Raw genomic sequence first — 14919 nt, 5'->3', positions numbered from 1 at the left:
GCGTGCGAGATGATCGGGGGAAAGCCGTCGAGCGAGGAGCGATGTGGAATGAGCCAGAGCGTCAGGACGAGGCCCGAGGGCAGTGGCCAGGCCCTGAGCGAGGCGTACGACACCGCGCTGCTCGACCTCGACGGGGTGGTGTACGCGGGTGGGAAAGCGATCGTGCACGCGGTCGAGTCGCTGGCCACGGCTCGGGCCGGTGGGATGCACCTCGCGTACGTCACCAACAACGCGCTGCGGACGCCCGACACCGTGGCGGAGCATCTGACCGAGCTGGGGATACCGACCGGTGCCGATGACGTGATCACGTCCGCCCAGGCCGTGGCGCGGCTGATCAGTGAGCAGGTGCCGACGGGGGCGCGGGTGCTGGTGATCGGCGGTGAGGGGCTGCGGGTCGCGTTGCGGGAGCGGGGGCTCGTGCCGGTGGAGTCGGCGGACGACGATCCGGCGGCCGTGGTGCAGGGGTTCGGCGGGCCCGACCTGCCGTGGGGGCGGTTCGCCGAGGCTTCTTACGCCGTCGCGCGCGGGGTGCCCTGGTTCGCGTCCAACACCGACCTGACGATCCCGAGCGGGCGGGGCATCGCGCCGGGCAACGGAGCCGCGGTGGAGGTCGTGCGGATCGCGACCGGCGCCGAGCCGCAGGTCGCGGGGAAGCCGCTGCCTCCGATGCACCGGGAGACGATTCTGCGGACCGGTGCCGTACGGCCGTTGGTGGTGGGGGACCGGCTGGACACGGACATCGAGGGTGCGTTCAACGGGGAGGTCGACTCGCTTCTCGTACTGACCGGCGTGACGGACGGGCCGCAGCTGCTGGCCGCGCCGCCGCAGCACCGGCCGACGTATGTCGACGCCGATCTGCGGGGGTTGCTGACCGGGCAGCCCGAGGTCGTCGAGGCGGACGGCGGCTTCCGGTGCGGCGGGTGGACCGCCACGGCCGGTGCCGAGCGGCTGGAACTGGACGGTGACGGGGAGGCGTTGGACGGGCTGCGGGCGCTGTGCGCGGCGGCCTGGACGGCGGCGAGGGAGGGGACGTGCGAGCTGGACGGGGGGAAGGCGCTGGCGCGGCTGGGGTTGTAGGCGGAGGCTCCCGGTGAAGCCGGGCAGCGGGAGCGTGGCCGGGTTCGTCCTGGAAACTCCGGGCAGAGGGAGCATGGCCGGGTTCACCATGCGGACTCCCGGCCGAGGGAGCGTGGCCGGCGTCTCCCTGGAAACCCCGGGCAAGGGGAGCGTGGCCGGCGCCTCCTTGGGAACCCGCGCGGCGGGAGCGTGGCCGGAGCCGCCGGGATCGTGGGTGGAGTGGAGGGTAGGCTAACCTAACTGCGTGTTGGTCGACAGTCCTCCCGAACAGCGCGCGGGAACCGCCCCCGCGCCCCCAACCCGCCGGGCGACACGCGCGCTTGGGTTGGTCGTGTCCGTCGTGATCCTGGTGCTCGTCGCGCTGGCGAGCATCGCGATCGGGGCGAAACAGCTGTCGATGGGGCAGGTGTGGCACGGGCTGTTCGAGGACTCGGGGACGTACGGCGACGTCGTCGTGACCGAGCGGCTGTGGCGGACCCTGCTCGGGCTGCTGGCCGGGGCCGCGCTCGGGCTCGCCGGGGCCGTTCTCCAGGCGCTCACCCGGAATCCGCTGGCCGACCCGGGACTGCTCGGCATCAACGCGGGCGCGTCCGCGGCGGTCGTCACCGCCATGACGTACTTCGGGGTGACGAGCCTGAGCGGGTACGTGTGGTTCGCGTTCTTCGGCGCGGCCGCGGTCGGGGCGTTGGTCTGGTTCCTCGGCGGCAGCCGGGGAGCGACGCCGGTGCGGCTGGCGCTCGCCGGGACGGCGATCAGCGCCGCGCTCTACGGCTATCTCCAGGCCGTGATGATCACGGACCAGGCGGCGCTCGGCAAGATGCGCTTCTGGACGGTGGGTTCACTGACCTCCGCGAGCGAGTCGACGATCCTCCAGGTCCTGCCGTTCCTCGCGGGCGGCACGATCCTCGCCCTGGCGCTCGCCCGGCCGCTGAACGCCATGGAGATGGGCGACGACACCGCGCGATCCCTCGGCGCCAACCTCAACCGGACGCGGGCGCTGTCTATGCTGGCCGCCGTCGTGCTGTGCGGGGCGGCGACCGCGGCCTGCGGGCCGATCGTGTTCGTCGGGCTGATGGTGCCGCACGCCGTGCGCTCCTTCACCGGGCCCGACCTGCGCTGGATCCTGCCGTACGCGGCGATCCTGTCGCCGGTGCTGCTGCTCGGCGCCGATGTCATCGGCCGGGTGGTCGCCCGGCCCTCGGAGCTTCAGGTCGGCATCGTGACCGCGATCATCGGTGGTCCGGTCTTCATCTTTCTCGTACGACGGCGGAGGACGGCACAGCTGTGAAGACCAACCGTGCCGAGCGCTCCCCGCGCGCCAACCGTGCCGTCCGGACGCCCGGCGGGCTGTCGGTCCGGCTCGACGTCCGGGCCTTGGTCGTCGTACTCCTGCTGCTGGCCGCCGCGCTGGCCGCGAGCGTCGTGCTGATCGGCACCGGCGACTTCCCGATCTCGTCCGGGGACGTGCTCAAGACGCTGATGGGCGACGGGAACGCGGGGCAGGAGTTCATCGTCCACGACCTGCGGCTGCCGCGGGTGCTCGTCGGACTGCTGGTCGGGGCCTCGCTCGGGCTCGGCGGGGCGCTGTTCCAGGCCGTGTCGCGGAATCCGCTGGGCAGCCCGGACATCCTCGGGCTCGGGCAGGGGGCGACGGCCGGGGCGCTGACCGTGATCGTGCTGTTCTCCGGGAGTGCCGGTGAGATCACCGCCGGGGCGCTGGTGGGCGGGCTGGGGGCCGGGGTCGCCATCTATCTGCTCGCCTGGAAGCAGGGGGTGCACGGATACCGGCTCGTGCTGGTCGGCATCGGGGTGTCCGCGATCCTCACGGCCGTCAACGGCTATCTGCTGACCAAGTCCACCATCACCGAGGCCGCCCAGGCCGTCGTCTGGATGACCGGGTCGCTCAGCGGGCGGGACTGGGAGCAGGTCTGGCCGCTGCTGTGGCTGTGCGCCGTGCTGGTCCCGCTGGTCCTCGGCAACGCGCGGGCGCTGCGGATGATGGAGATGGGCGACGACGTGTCCAACGCCCTCGGCGTGCGCGTCGAGCGCACCAGGGCGCTGCTGATGGTGGCCGCCGTCCTGCTCACCGCGGCCGCGACCGCCGCCGCGGGGCCGGTCAGCTTCGTGGCGCTCACCGCGCCGCAGCTCGCCCGGCGGCTGACCCGCTCGCCCGGCCCGAACCTGCTGCCGTCGCTGTGCATGGGCGCGGCCCTGCTGGTCGCGGCCGACCTGCTGTCGCAGAAGGTCTTCGGCGCCGACCAGATGCCGGTGGGGGTCGTCACCGGTGTGCTCGGCGGCGTGTATCTGCTGTGGCTGCTGGTCACCGAGCGGAAGGCGGGCCGGATATGAGCGCCGCAGGCCGCCCCGACCGCACCCTGGACAACCGAAGGAGCACCGTGAACCGCCTCTCCGCCGAGGACGTCACCCTCGCCTACGACCAGCGCGTCATCGCCGAGCAGCTGTCGGTGGAGATCCCCGACAACTCCTTCACGGTGATCGTCGGCCCGAACGCGTGCGGCAAGTCCACACTGCTGCGGGCGCTGTCACGGATGCTGAAGCCGAGTCAGGGCCGGGTGCTGCTCGACGGGCAGGTCATCCAGTCGATGCCCGCGAAGAAGGTCGCCCGGACCCTGGGGCTGCTGCCGCAGTCGTCGATCGCGCCGGACGGGATCACCGTCGGCGACCTGGTGGGCCGCGGCCGGTACCCGCATCAGGGGCTGCTGCGCCAGTGGTCGACCGAGGACGAGCGGGTCGTCCAGGAGTCGATGGCGCAGACGGGCGTCGCCGAGCTCGCCGACCGGTATGTGGACGAGCTGTCCGGCGGTCAGCGGCAGCGTGTGTGGATCGCCATGGCGCTCGCCCAGCAGACGCCGCTGCTGCTCCTCGACGAGCCGACGACCTATCTGGACATCCAGCACCAGATCGACGTCCTCGACCTGTGCGCCGAGCTGCACGAGGAGCAGGGGCGCACGCTGGTGGCCGTTCTGCACGACCTCAACCACGCCGCGCGCTACGCCACCCATCTGATCGCCCTCAAGGGCGGCAGTGTCATCGCCGAGGGCGCGCCGAACGACATCGTCACGGCCGAGCTGGTCGAGGAGGTCTTCGGGCTGCGCTGCCAGGTCATCGACGACCCCGAGACGGGGACTCCGCTGGTGGTGCCGGCGGCGCGGAAGGCGCGCGCGGTGGTCAGAGAAGCTTCCTGAGCTGGAAGAGGTCCTTGAGGCCGGCCTCCAGCTTCACCCTGCCCGAGCCCCAGGCCTTGGCGAAGTTCAGCTCGCCGTTGACCAGCGCGACCAGGTCGTCGCCCTTCATGGTCAGTCTGATCTGGGCCTTCTCCTCGGGCGCGCCCTGGATCGTGTCCTGGACGACGATCCGCCCGCCCGTCATACGGCCCACGAAGGTGATGTCGAGGTCGGTGATCCGGCAGCTCACCGAGCGGTCCAGGGCGGTCGCGGCGGCGACGTCCCCTTCGGCGTGCTGCATGTTGTCCGAGAGCTTTTCGAGTGCGGCACGGCACTCTTCGATCGTGGCCATCGCGATCGACGGTACAGCAGCCCTTCGGGGTAGCGTCGGGGCATGAGTGACGCAGCCCCGGAGACGGAGACCCTCCAGGAGCCGGAGTACGATCCCGCCGCCCCGGCCCCCCTGAACGTCCCCCGCACCCCCACCGGCAACGCCGAGGTCGACGCCCAGCTGGAGCGGCTGGCCGATGCCGACCACCTCGCCACGGACGGGCACGTCGAGGTGTACGAGGATGTACACCGGGGGCTGCGTGACGCGCTGACCGCGCTCGACGCCCGCCCGGGACCTCCGGCGCCCTCACCGTCGTACCAACAGCCGTACCAAAACAGGAGCTGAACCGAACGTGGCAGGAGTCGCACGTCGTCGTCTGGACGCGGAGCTGGTCCGCCGGAAGCTCGCGCGCTCGCGTGAGCACGCCAGCCAGCTGATCGCGGCCGGGCGGGTCACCGTCGGCAAGACCGTGGCGACCAAGCCGGCGACGCAGGTGGAGACCGCGGCGGCGATCGTGGTCCAGAGCGACGACAACGACCCCGAGTACGTCTCCAGGGGCGGGCACAAGCTCGCGGGCGCGCTGGCGGCGTTCGTGCCGCAGGGGCTCGTCGTCGAGGGGCGGCGGGCGCTGGACGCGGGCGCGTCCACCGGCGGGTTCACCGATGTGCTGCTGCGGAACGGGGCCGCGCACGTCGTCGCCGTGGACGTCGGTTACGGACAACTCGCGTGGACTCTCCAGAGCGATGAACGCGTCACCGTCAAGGACCGTACGAACGTACGCGAGTTGACGCTTGAAGCGATCGATGGGGAACCTGTGGATCTTGTCGTGGGGGATCTGTCCTTCATCCCGCTCGGGCTGGTGCTGCCCGCCCTGGCGCGGTGCGTGAAGCCGGACGCCGACCTGGTGATGATGGTCAAGCCGCAGTTCGAGGTGGGGAAGGAACGGCTGGGCAGTGGGGGAGTCGTACGGAGTCCGCAGCTGCGGGCGGAGGCCGTGCGCTCAGTCGCCGAGAAGGCGTGGGAACTGGGGCTCGGGGTGAAGGGTGTCACGGCCAGTCCGCTGCCCGGACCCTCGGGCAATGTCGAATACTTTCTGTGGCTGCGTGCCGGGGCGCCCGCCCTGGAACCGGCCGACGTTGACCGTGCAGTGGCGGAGGGGCCTCGTTGACACAGAACCGAGCTCGTACTGTTTTCCTGCTCGCCCACACCGGCCGGCCTGCGGCGATCCGCAGCGCCGAGCTGGTCGTGAAGGGGCTGCTGCGCGAGGGCATCGGCGTGCGGGTGCTGGAGTACGAGGCCGCTGATTTGCCGCTTCCGGAGGAAGTGGAGCTCGTCAAGGAGGCGACTCCGCAGTGCCTCGACGGGTGCGAGCTGCTCATCGTGCTGGGCGGGGACGGGACGCTGCTGAGGGGCGCCGAGTTCGCCCGGGCGTCCGGGGTGCCGATGCTGGGCGTCAATCTCGGGCGGGTCGGGTTCCTCGCCGAGGCCGAGCGGGATGACCTCGACAAGGTCGTCGACCGGGTGGTCACGAAGTCGTACGAGGTCGAGGAGCGGATGACCGTTGATGTGGTGGTCCACAGCAACGGGGACATCGTGCACACCGACTGGGCGCTGAACGAGGCGGCGGTGCAGAAGGCCGGCGCCGAGAAGCTGCTGGAAGTGGTGCTGGAGATTGACGGACGGCCGGTCACCGGGTTCGGGTGCGACGGCATCGTGCTGTCGACGCCGACCGGGTCCACCGCGTACGCGTTCTCCGCCGGCGGGCCGGTGGTGTGGCCCGAGGTCGAGGCGTTGCTGATGGTGCCGATCAGTGCGCACGCGCTGTTCGCGAAGCCGCTCGTGACCTCGCCGAATTCCGTGCTGGCCGTGGAGGTTCTGCCGCACATTCCGCCGGGGGTGCTGTGGTGCGACGGGCGGCGGACGGTCGAGCTGCCGCCGGGGGCACGGGTGGAGGTGCGGCGGGGGGCTGTGCCGGTGCGGTTGGCCCGGCTGCACCATGCGTCATTCACCGACCGGCTGGTGGCTAAGTTCGCGTTGCCTGTTTCCGGGTGGCGGGGGGCTCCGCACTAGAGCTCGGGTGTTCGAGGTGCGTTGGCGGGTGCGGGTGATTTGTGGCTTGTCGCGCAGTTCCCCGCGCCCCTGAAGGTGGGTCCACTCGCCCGGGTGACAGGGGGCCTCGCACTTGGGCGGATGGACCTCGTAAGGTCTTCACCGTGCTGGAAGAGATGCGGATACGGTCGCTCGGAGTCATCGACGATGCCGTCGTCGAGCTGTCGCCCGGGTTCACCGCTGTCACCGGTGAGACGGGTGCGGGCAAGACCATGGTGGTCACCAGCCTGGGGCTGCTGCTCGGTGGGCGGGCGGACCCGGCGCTCGTGCGGATCGGGGCCGACAAGGCGGTCGTGGAGGGGCGGATCACCGTCCCCGCGGACGCCACGGCCGCCGTACGCGCCGAAGAGGCCGGGGCCGAGCTGGACGACGGGGCGCTGCTGATCAGCCGTACCGTTTCCGCCGAAGGGCGCTCCCGGGCGCACCTGGGCGGGCGGAGCGTGCCCGTGGGTGTGCTCGCCGAGCTCGCCGACGAGTTGGTCGCCGTGCACGGGCAGACCGATCAGCAGGGTCTGCTGAAGCTGTCCCGGCAGCGGCAGGCGCTCGACCGGTACGCCGGGGACGCGGTCGCCGTGCCGCTCGCGAAGTACAGCGAGGCCTACCGGCGGCTGCGGGCCGTCTCCGCCGAGCTCGACGAGATCACCACACGCGCGCGTGAACGGGCCCAGGAGGCCGACATGCTGCGCTACGGGCTCGACGAGATCGCCGGGGTCGAACCGCGCGCGGGTGAGGACGTCGAGCTGGCCGAGGAGGCGGAGCGGCTCGGGCACGCCGAGGCGCTGTCGTCCGCCGCCACGGCCGCACACGCGGCCCTCGCCGGGAATCCCGAGGACCCCGAGGGCATCGACGCCACGACGCTGGTGGCGGGCGCGCAGCGGGCTCTGGACGCCGTACGGTCGTACGACCCCGCCCTGGCCGCGCTCGCCGACCGGATCGGCGAGGTCGGGATCCTGCTGGGGGACGTCGCCGGGGAACTGGCGGGGTACGCCGACGATCTCGACGCCGATCCCCTGCGGCTGGCGGCGGTCGAGGAGCGCAGGGCCGCTCTCACCGCGCTGACGCGGAAGTACGGCGAGAACGTCGCCGCCGTTCTGTCCTGGGCCGAGCAGGGGGCCGCGCGGCTCATCGAGCTGGACGGGGACGACGAGCGGATCGGGGAGCTCACCGACGAGCGGGACGCGCTGCGGGCCGAACTGGGTGGGCTGGCGCAGGCGTTGACCGACGCGCGGGCGGAGGCGGCCTCGCGGTTCGCGGCCGCCGTGACCGCCGAGTTGGCGTCGCTGGCCATGCCGCACGCGCGGGTGTCCTTCGACATCCGGCAGACCGAGGACGCGGACGGCGTCGAGGTCGGCGGGCGGACCGTCGCGTACGGGCCGTCGGGTGCGGACGAGGTCGAGCTGCTGCTCGCGCCGCACCCCGGTGCCCCGGCGCGGCCCATCGCCAAGGGGGCCTCCGGTGGTGAGCTCTCGCGCGTGATGCTGGCCGTCGAGGTCGTGTTCGCGGGGACCGATCCGGTGCCGACGTATCTCTTCGACGAGGTCGACGCCGGTGTCGGCGGCAAGGCGGCGGTCGAGATCGGGCGACGGCTCGCGAAGCTGGCCAAGTCGGCGCAGGTCGTCGTCGTGACGCATCTGCCGCAGGTCGCCGCGTTCGCCGACCGGCAGCTGCTGGTCGAGAAGACCAACGACGGGTCCGTCACCCGGTCCGGTGTGAAGGTGCTCGAAGGGGAGGAGCGGGTACGGGAGTTGTCCCGGATGCTTGCGGGCCAGGAGGACTCGGAGACGGCCCGGGCCCACGCGGAGGAGCTGTTGGCGGCGGCGCGGGCGGACGCGTAGGGCCGTGTGGGGGTCGGTTCACCCGTGTGGGTGACCCGCCCGACCTCCACCCCGAACCCGCACACCCTCGGCGTTCCCGGAACACCCGTACGTGCTGGCATCCTTGGGGGAGCACGTAGTACGCGTAGGAAGCGCGCGGTCCACCCCTCCGCTCGATACCTTCTGTACGTTTCCTCGTGACCGCCCGACGCCGAACCAGGAGCCCCGGCCACGTGAGCCCCGTGAGCAGCCACTCACCGCACGGTCAGTCGCCGTTGCGCACCGTGCAGGTGCTCGGCGGCGGCAACGCCGGTAGCAGCGCGCATGTGCGGTCGTTGGCCTCCGGGCTCGTCGCGAGGGGCGTGAAGGTCACCGTGTGCGCCCCCGTCGAGGCGGATCACATCTATGACTTCACGGGGGCCGGCGCCGAGCACGTGCATGTGCCCAGGAGCAGCGATCCGGGGTCCGTCGCCGCGCTGCGGGCCGCCTGCGCGGACGCCGATCTGGTGCACGCGCACGGACTGCACGCCTCGTTCCGTGCCGTCCTCGCGCTCAGCGGGCGGCGCACTCCGCTCGTCGTGACGTGGCACGACCGGGCGCGCGCCGAGGGCGCGCGGGCCCATCTCGTGCGGCTGTTGGAGCGGCGGGTCGTGAAGGCCGCCTCCGTGGTGCTGGGGGCCACCTCCGCCCTCGTCGACCGGGCCCGCACCACCGGCGCCCGGGACGCGAGGCTCGCCGCCGTCGCCCTGCCCGGGCCTCGCCGCACCGTCCGGCTGGAGGACCCCGAGCGGCTGCGCCCCAAGGTGCGGGCCGAACTCGGCGCCATCGGACGGCCGTTGCTGATGGCCGTCGGCTCGCTGGACCGGCATCGCGGGTACGACACACTGCTGGACGCCTCGCGCGCGTGGCGGGCGCTCGACCCCGTGCCGCTCGTCGTGATCGCCGGAGAAGGGCCGCTGCGGGCCGAGTTGCAGAGCAGGATCGAGGACGAGGAGCTGCCGGTCCGGCTGATCGGCTGGCGCGACGACATCGCCGACCTGCTCGCCGCCGCCGACCTCGCGCTGCTGTCGAGCAGTTGGGAGTCGCGTTCCCTGCTGGCCCAGGAGGCCCTGCACGCGCGCGTGCCGCTCGTCGCGACCGACGTCGGCAGCATGCCCGAACTCGTCGGCGACGCCGCCGAACTCGTGCCGTACGGGGACGCCCAGGCGCTCGCGGACGCGGTCGTACGACTGCTCGGTGACCCCGCGCGGTGCGAGGAGCTGCGCGACAAGGGCGTACGGCAGGCGGCGACTTGGCCGACGGAGGACGAGACCGTCGCCCAAGTGCTCAGTGTCTACGACGAGTTGACCCAGCCGCGCCCGTTGATCTAGGGCACGTGCCTGCGCGCCCGCAGCGCCAGGCTCAACGCCAGGACCGTCTGCGGGTCGTCGAGGTCCGTGCCCAGCAACTCGCCGATCCGCGCGAGGCGGTTGTAGAGCGTCTGGCGGTTGAGGTGGAGCTCGCGGGCCGTCTCGGCCTTGCGGCCGGCGTGGGCGAGGTACGTCTCCAGGGTCGGCAGCAGCGGCGGCTTGGAGCGGGCGTCGTGGTCCCGTACCGGCCCGATCGCCCGGTCCACGAACGCCGCCAGGTCCGGATGGTCGCGCAGCCGCCACAGCAGCAGGTCGATGTCGAGGCGCCGGGCGTCGTACCAGGGGCGGTCCGACAGGCCCTGGGCCGCCGTCGCCGTCTCGGCCGCGTGCCGCAGCCCTGCCGAGGCCGCCGCCCAGCTGCCCGCGACGCCCACCACCACGACCGGGAGCTGGGCGCCGGGCCGCTGCATCCCGGCCCGTTCCACCCCGGCCCGCAGCGCCGCCGCGACCCGGTCCGCGACCGCCGACCGCTCCGACTCCGAACGCAGGCCCAGCAGAACGAGAACGCGGCCTTCGAGGGGGCGTACGCCCAGCAGGACCGGGACCCCCACCGAGGCCAGTTCCTCCGAGACCGCCCTCGCCAGGACCGCCCAGCCGCCGCCCGGGGACAGCGTGTCGCCCAGCCGCATCACCACCGGCAGCAGGGGGCTGCTCCCCGGCTTGAAGCCCAGCACGCGTGCCTGCGCGGGCGCGTCCTCCGCGGTGATCCGGCCCTCCGCGAGGTCGGTCAGGAAGTCGCCGCGGCCCCGCGCGGCCAGCTCCTCCTCCTGGCGGGCCTGCATCAGCACGACGGCGAGGATGCCCGCCGCCCGCTCGGCCGCCATCCGGTGCACGGGGACGAGGGGAGCGCGGACCGGGAGCAGGACCAGGCGGGCCCGTACCGACCCGGTGCCGGGCCCGCCGCCAGGTACGTCGACCAGCACGGACCCGGCCGGCGGGGCGTCCTTGTGCTGGCCCCGCAGCCCCTCCCACACCTGGAGCGGGTCCGCGCCCTCGGGCCCGGCACCGGCCGCGTACAGGAGCTGGCCGTCGGTCGTCTCCAGGAAGACCGGGTTGTCGCTGAAGTCGGCCAGGATGCCGAGGACCTGGGGGACCCCGCCGCCGCCCAGCAGGGCCTCCGTACATCGGCGGTGGACCTCCTCGGCCCGCTGGAGCAGTGCGTAGTGGCCGTTGACGATCTCGGTGTGGATCTCCTCCGTGACCGTCACGAACGGCACCTCGCGGTGGAGTTGGACGAGGGGGAGGCCGGTCGCGCGGGCCGTGTCGACGAGGGCCGCGGGGAGGCGGGTGAAGCGGGGGCCGAGTTCGATGACGAGGGCCGCGATGCCGCGCTCGGCGAGGGTGCGGACGAACGCCCGCTGCTCGGCCGGGCGGGTGCCGAGCCCGTAGCCGGTGGTCAGCAGAAGCTCGCCGCCCTTGAGCAGGGACGCGATGTTGGGTACCTCGCCCGCGTGCACCCAGCGCACGGACCGCCCGAGCCGGTCGGCGCCCGCGAGGATCTCGGGCAGACCGCTGCGCAGGCCGGGCAGCTCCAGCGCCCGTTGAACGGTGATGCCGGCGCCCTGGCTGTCGAATCTGCTGTCCATGAGCCGGACGCTACCTGCGCGGATGCTTCGACGACATCTCCGGACGCCGACGTTCCCCGCCGGAGCTCACGCAGGGCTGATGTTGTGGTTGAAGCGGAAGACGTTGTCCGGGTCGTACCGCCGTTTCAGGGCCGCCAGCCGGTCGGTGTTCTCCGCGCCGACCCCGGCCACGACCCGGTCGTCGCCCTCGTCGCCGATGAAGTTGAGGTAGACCGCGCCGGTGCTCCACGGCCGGGCGTCCTCGCGGACGTCCCTGACCCACTGGATCACCCGCTCGTCGTCCGCCGGGTCCTCCCACATCGCGAAGGGATGCACGGCCCACGGCGCGTCCCGGTACGGCACCGGGTACTCGCGCGGCCCGTCGGCGATCGCCCCGCCCTGCGGGAACAGGACATGGATGGTGCCGGTGGGCACCGGCATGGATGCCGCCCGCGCGCAGTAGACGTCCAGGAACGCGTCCGGCGCCTCCCTCAGATACTCCGCCGACCAGTAGTTCCGCATCCCCGGCGGATCGTCGAGCATGCACTGGACGTCCGCGTACGGCATCGCCCCGACGACCTCCGTCTCGTGCGGCAGCGCCAGCAGCGGCTCGGCGACCTTGCGCATGTCCGCCTCGGAGCCGGCGTACGTCAGCAGCGCACCGCACAGCAGCGTGCCGACCAGGTGCGGCGGCACGAACTCCTCGGGCGGGCCGGTGAGATAGATGACGCCGCCGCTGGCCTCGTTCGGGGCGGTGGCGATGATGTCGCGGTAGGTGCGGGTGACCTCGGGGCCGTACTCCGGGAGGAACAGCAGGAGCGCCATGGCGAACTCGGGCAGTTCGTGCAGCCTCAGGGTGAGCGCGGTCGCGATGCCGAAGTTGCCGCCGCCTCCGTGCAGCCCCCAGAACAGCTCCGGCTCGTCCTCGGCGCTCGCGTGCACCCGACGGCCGTCGGCGGTGACCAGGTCGACGCCGAGGAGGTTGTCGACGGCGAGCCCGCACCAGCGGTCCAGCCAGCCGGTGCCGCCGCCGAGGACGAACCCGCCGACGCCGGTGGTCGAGGCCCGGCCGCCGGTGGTGGCCAGACCGTACGGCTGGCAGGTCCGGTCCAGGTCGCTCATCGTGGCGCCACCCGCGATCCGTACCGCCGGTGCCGTGGGGTCGACGGTGACCGCGCGCATATGGCGCAGGTCGATCACCAGACCGCCGTCGTTCAGCGCCATCCCCGCCACGCTGTGGCCGCCGCCGCGTACCGCGATCGGCAGGTCCAGGTCCCGGCCGAAGCGCACCGCCCGGACGACGTCGGCTTCGTCGACGCACTGGGCGATCACCGCCGGACGCCGGTCGATCATCGCGTTGAAGACGGTACGGGCCTCGTCGTAGCCCGTGTCCCCAGGGGCGAACACGTCGCCGACCAGTTCCTCGCGCAGCGCGGCGAGAGCCGTGCCGGCCTTTGATGGGGAGGCCATTGGGGCGCCCCCTTTCGTGCAGGGGCAGGTGGTTCCAGCGTAGGCGGGGTGGGGGCTTCGGTCCTGCCAGGCGGGGGGACGTTCCCGAATGGTCACAACCGGGGCGTGCCGCGCCGCGCTGCGGCAGGCGCGGCACGCCCGTGACGCGTCGGTCAGCCCCCGTACGCCCCCGACGCCGTCAGCCGCAGGGCCGTGTCGATCAGCGGGACGTGGCTGAAGGCCTGCGGGAAGTTGCCCACCTGGCGCTTCAGGCGCGGGTCCCACTCCTCGGCGAGCAGTCCGAGGTCGTTGCGCAGCGCGAGGAGCTTCTCGAACAGCTTGCGGGCCTCGTCGACGCGGCCGATCATCGCGAGGTCGTCCGCCATCCAGAACGAGCAGGCCAGGAAGGCCCCTTCGTCACCGGGGAGGCCGTCGACGCCCTCGCTGTCGCCCTCGGTCGGGTAGCGCAGGATGAAGCCGTCCGGCGTGGACAGCTCGCGCTGGATCGCTTCGATGGTGCCGATGACCCGCTTGTCGTCCGGCGGCAGGAAGCCCATCTGCGGGATCAGCAGCAGGGAGGCGTCCAGCTCCTTCGAGCCGTACGACTGCGTGAACGTGTTGCGCTCCTTGTCGTAGCCCTTCTCGCACACGTCCCGGTGGATGTCGTCGCGCAGTTCGCGCCAGCGGTCCAGCGGGCCGTCCGCGTCGCCCGACTCGATGAGCTTGATGGTGCGGTCCACCGCGACCCAGGCCATGACCTTGGAGTGCACGAAGTGGCGGCGCGGGCCGCGCACCTCCCAGATGCCCTCGTCCGGCTCGTCCCAGTGGTCCTCCAGGTAGCGGATGAGCTTGAGCTGGAGCAGGGACGCGTAGTCATTGCGGGCCAGGCCCGTCATGTGGGCCAGGTGCAGGGCCTCGGTGACCTCGCCGTACACGTCGAGCTGGAGCTGGTGGGCCGCGCCGTTGCCGACCCGCACCGGCGCGGAGTTCTCGTAGCCCGGCAGCCAGTCCAGCTCGGCCTCGCCCAGCTCCCGCTCGCCCGCGATGCCGTACATGATCTGAAGGTTCTCGGGGTCGCCCGCGACCGCCCGCAGCAGCCACTCGCGCCAGGCACGGGCCTCCTCGCGGTAGCCGGTGCGCAGCAGCGAGGAGAGCGTGATCGCGGCGTCGCGGAGCCAGGTGTAGCGGTAGTCCCAGTTGCGGACGCCGCCGATGTCCTCGGGCAGCGAGGTCGTCGGGGCGGCGACGATGCCGCCGGTCGGGGCGTACGTCAGCGCCTTCAGCGTGATCAGCGAGCGGACGACGGCCTCGCGGTAGGGGCCGTGGTACGTACAGTGCTCCACCCACTCGCGCCAGAAGTCCTCCGTGGCCTGAAGCGATGCTTCCGGCTCCGGCAGCGCGGGCGGCTGCTTGTGCGAGGGCTCCCAGGAGATCGTGAACGCGATCCGGTCACCCGGGGCGACCGTGAAGTCGGAGTACGTGGTCAGCGACTTGCCGTAGGTCTCGCAGTCGGTGTCGAACCACACCGAGTCGGGGCCCGCCACCGCGACCGTGCGCCCGTCGTGCTTGTGGACCCACGGCACGACCCGCCCGTACGAGAAGCGCATCCGGAGGGCCGAGCGCATCGGGACCCGGCCCGAGACGCCCTCCACGATCCGGATCAGCTGCGGCGCGCCGTCACGCGGCGGCATGAAGTCGGTGATCCGGACCGTGCCGCGTGAGGTGTCCCACTCGGACTCCAGGATCAGCGAGTCGCCGCGGTAGGTGCGCCGGGCCGCGGTGGGCGGCTCGGCGTCGGCGGCATGCGCGGGCCCCAGGCGCCAGAAGCCGTGCTCCTCGGTGCCCAGCAGGCCGGCGAAGATGGCATGCGAGTCGAAGCGGGGCAGGCACAGCCAGTCCACTGTGCCGTCCCGGCAGACCAGGGCGGCGGTCTGCATGTCTCCGATGAGTGCGTAGTCTTCGATGCGCCCGGCCACGTGC

The 14919-nt window shown here is 72.5% G+C and carries 13 protein-coding genes; 9 read left to right on the top strand and 4 right to left on the bottom strand.

What is annotated here, in order from left to right:
- Positions 1–48: 48 nt before the first annotated feature.
- The 4 genes from CRP56_RS09430 to CRP56_RS09415 all read left to right on the top strand — a co-directional run bounded on the left by CRP56_RS09430 (position 49) and on the right by CRP56_RS09415 (position 4283).
- Positions 49–1077 carry an HAD hydrolase-like protein gene (locus CRP56_RS09430; protein ID WP_097262196.1) on the top strand — a complete coding sequence of 343 codons (1029 nt, stop codon included), beginning with the start codon at positions 49–51 and terminating at the stop codon, positions 1075–1077.
- Positions 1078–1321: 244 nt separating this feature from the next.
- On the top strand, positions 1322–2365 hold the full coding sequence (locus CRP56_RS09425) for a FecCD family ABC transporter permease (protein ID WP_097262194.1): 1044 nt from the start codon (positions 1322–1324) through the stop codon (positions 2363–2365).
- Entirely contained in the window at positions 2362–3426 is a 1065-nt protein-coding gene (locus CRP56_RS09420) for a FecCD family ABC transporter permease (protein ID WP_097262192.1), read from the top strand. Before CRP56_RS09425 ends, CRP56_RS09420 begins: the two co-directional genes overlap by 4 nt.
- Complete coding sequence (locus tag CRP56_RS09415) at positions 3423–4283, top strand: ABC transporter ATP-binding protein (protein ID WP_097262190.1); 861 nt, start codon at positions 3423–3425, stop codon at positions 4281–4283. Before CRP56_RS09420 ends, CRP56_RS09415 begins: the two co-directional genes overlap by 4 nt.
- On the opposite strand, the gene CRP56_RS09410 is transcribed toward CRP56_RS09415, so the two are convergent.
- Complete coding sequence (locus tag CRP56_RS09410; RefSeq protein ID WP_097262188.1) at positions 4267–4614, bottom strand: SCP2 sterol-binding domain-containing protein; 348 nt, start codon at positions 4612–4614, stop codon at positions 4267–4269. The two genes, CRP56_RS09415 and CRP56_RS09410, sit on opposite strands and share 17 nt — an antisense overlap.
- 42 nt (positions 4615–4656) lie before the next feature.
- Between CRP56_RS09410 and CRP56_RS09405 the strand changes: the two genes are divergently transcribed.
- The 5 genes from CRP56_RS09405 (at position 4657) to CRP56_RS09385 (ending at position 9886) form a co-directional block, all read left to right on the top strand.
- On the top strand, positions 4657–4938 hold the full coding sequence (locus tag CRP56_RS09405; RefSeq protein ID WP_097262186.1) for a hypothetical protein: 282 nt from the start codon (positions 4657–4659) through the stop codon (positions 4936–4938).
- 7 nt (positions 4939–4945) lie between these two features.
- Positions 4946–5761, top strand: a complete 816-nt coding sequence (locus tag CRP56_RS09400) for a TlyA family RNA methyltransferase (protein WP_097262183.1) — start codon at positions 4946–4948, stop codon at positions 5759–5761.
- Entirely contained in the window at positions 5758–6663 is a 906-nt protein-coding gene (locus CRP56_RS09395) for an NAD kinase (protein WP_097262181.1), read from the top strand. Before CRP56_RS09400 ends, CRP56_RS09395 begins: the two co-directional genes overlap by 4 nt.
- 155 nt (positions 6664–6818) lie before the next feature.
- Complete coding sequence (gene recN, locus CRP56_RS09390; RefSeq protein ID WP_097273877.1) at positions 6819–8537, top strand: DNA repair protein RecN; 1719 nt, start codon at positions 6819–6821, stop codon at positions 8535–8537.
- Between the two features lie 212 nt (positions 8538–8749).
- Positions 8750–9886 carry a glycosyltransferase family 4 protein gene (locus tag CRP56_RS09385; protein WP_097262179.1) on the top strand — a complete coding sequence of 379 codons (1137 nt, stop codon included), beginning with the start codon at positions 8750–8752 and terminating at the stop codon, positions 9884–9886.
- Here the strand turns inward: CRP56_RS09385 and CRP56_RS09380 are convergent.
- The 3 genes from CRP56_RS09380 to CRP56_RS09370 all read right to left on the bottom strand — a co-directional run bounded on the left by CRP56_RS09380 (position 9883) and on the right by CRP56_RS09370 (position 14915).
- The gene (locus tag CRP56_RS09380; RefSeq protein WP_097262177.1) at positions 9883–11511 is read right to left on the bottom strand and encodes a PucR family transcriptional regulator; all 1629 of its coding nucleotides are present in this window, start codon (positions 11509–11511) and stop codon (positions 9883–9885) included. The genes CRP56_RS09385 and CRP56_RS09380 overlap by 4 nt on opposite strands.
- Before the next feature lie 66 nt (positions 11512–11577).
- Complete coding sequence (locus tag CRP56_RS09375; protein WP_097262174.1) at positions 11578–12960, bottom strand: FAD-binding oxidoreductase; 1383 nt, start codon at positions 12958–12960, stop codon at positions 11578–11580.
- A gap of 152 nt (positions 12961–13112) precedes the next feature.
- Positions 13113–14915 carry a glycoside hydrolase family 15 protein gene (locus CRP56_RS09370; protein ID WP_097262172.1) on the bottom strand — a complete coding sequence of 601 codons (1803 nt, stop codon included), beginning with the start codon at positions 14913–14915 and terminating at the stop codon, positions 13113–13115.
- Positions 14916–14919 lie beyond the last annotated feature (4 nt).

It is taken from the genome of Streptomyces sp. TLI_55 (assembly GCF_900206255.1).
Classification (GTDB): domain Bacteria; phylum Actinomycetota; class Actinomycetes; order Streptomycetales; family Streptomycetaceae; genus Streptomyces; species Streptomyces aquilus.
Note: the sequence above shows the minus strand (reverse complement) of the source record. Positions and strands in the feature narration are given on the sequence as shown.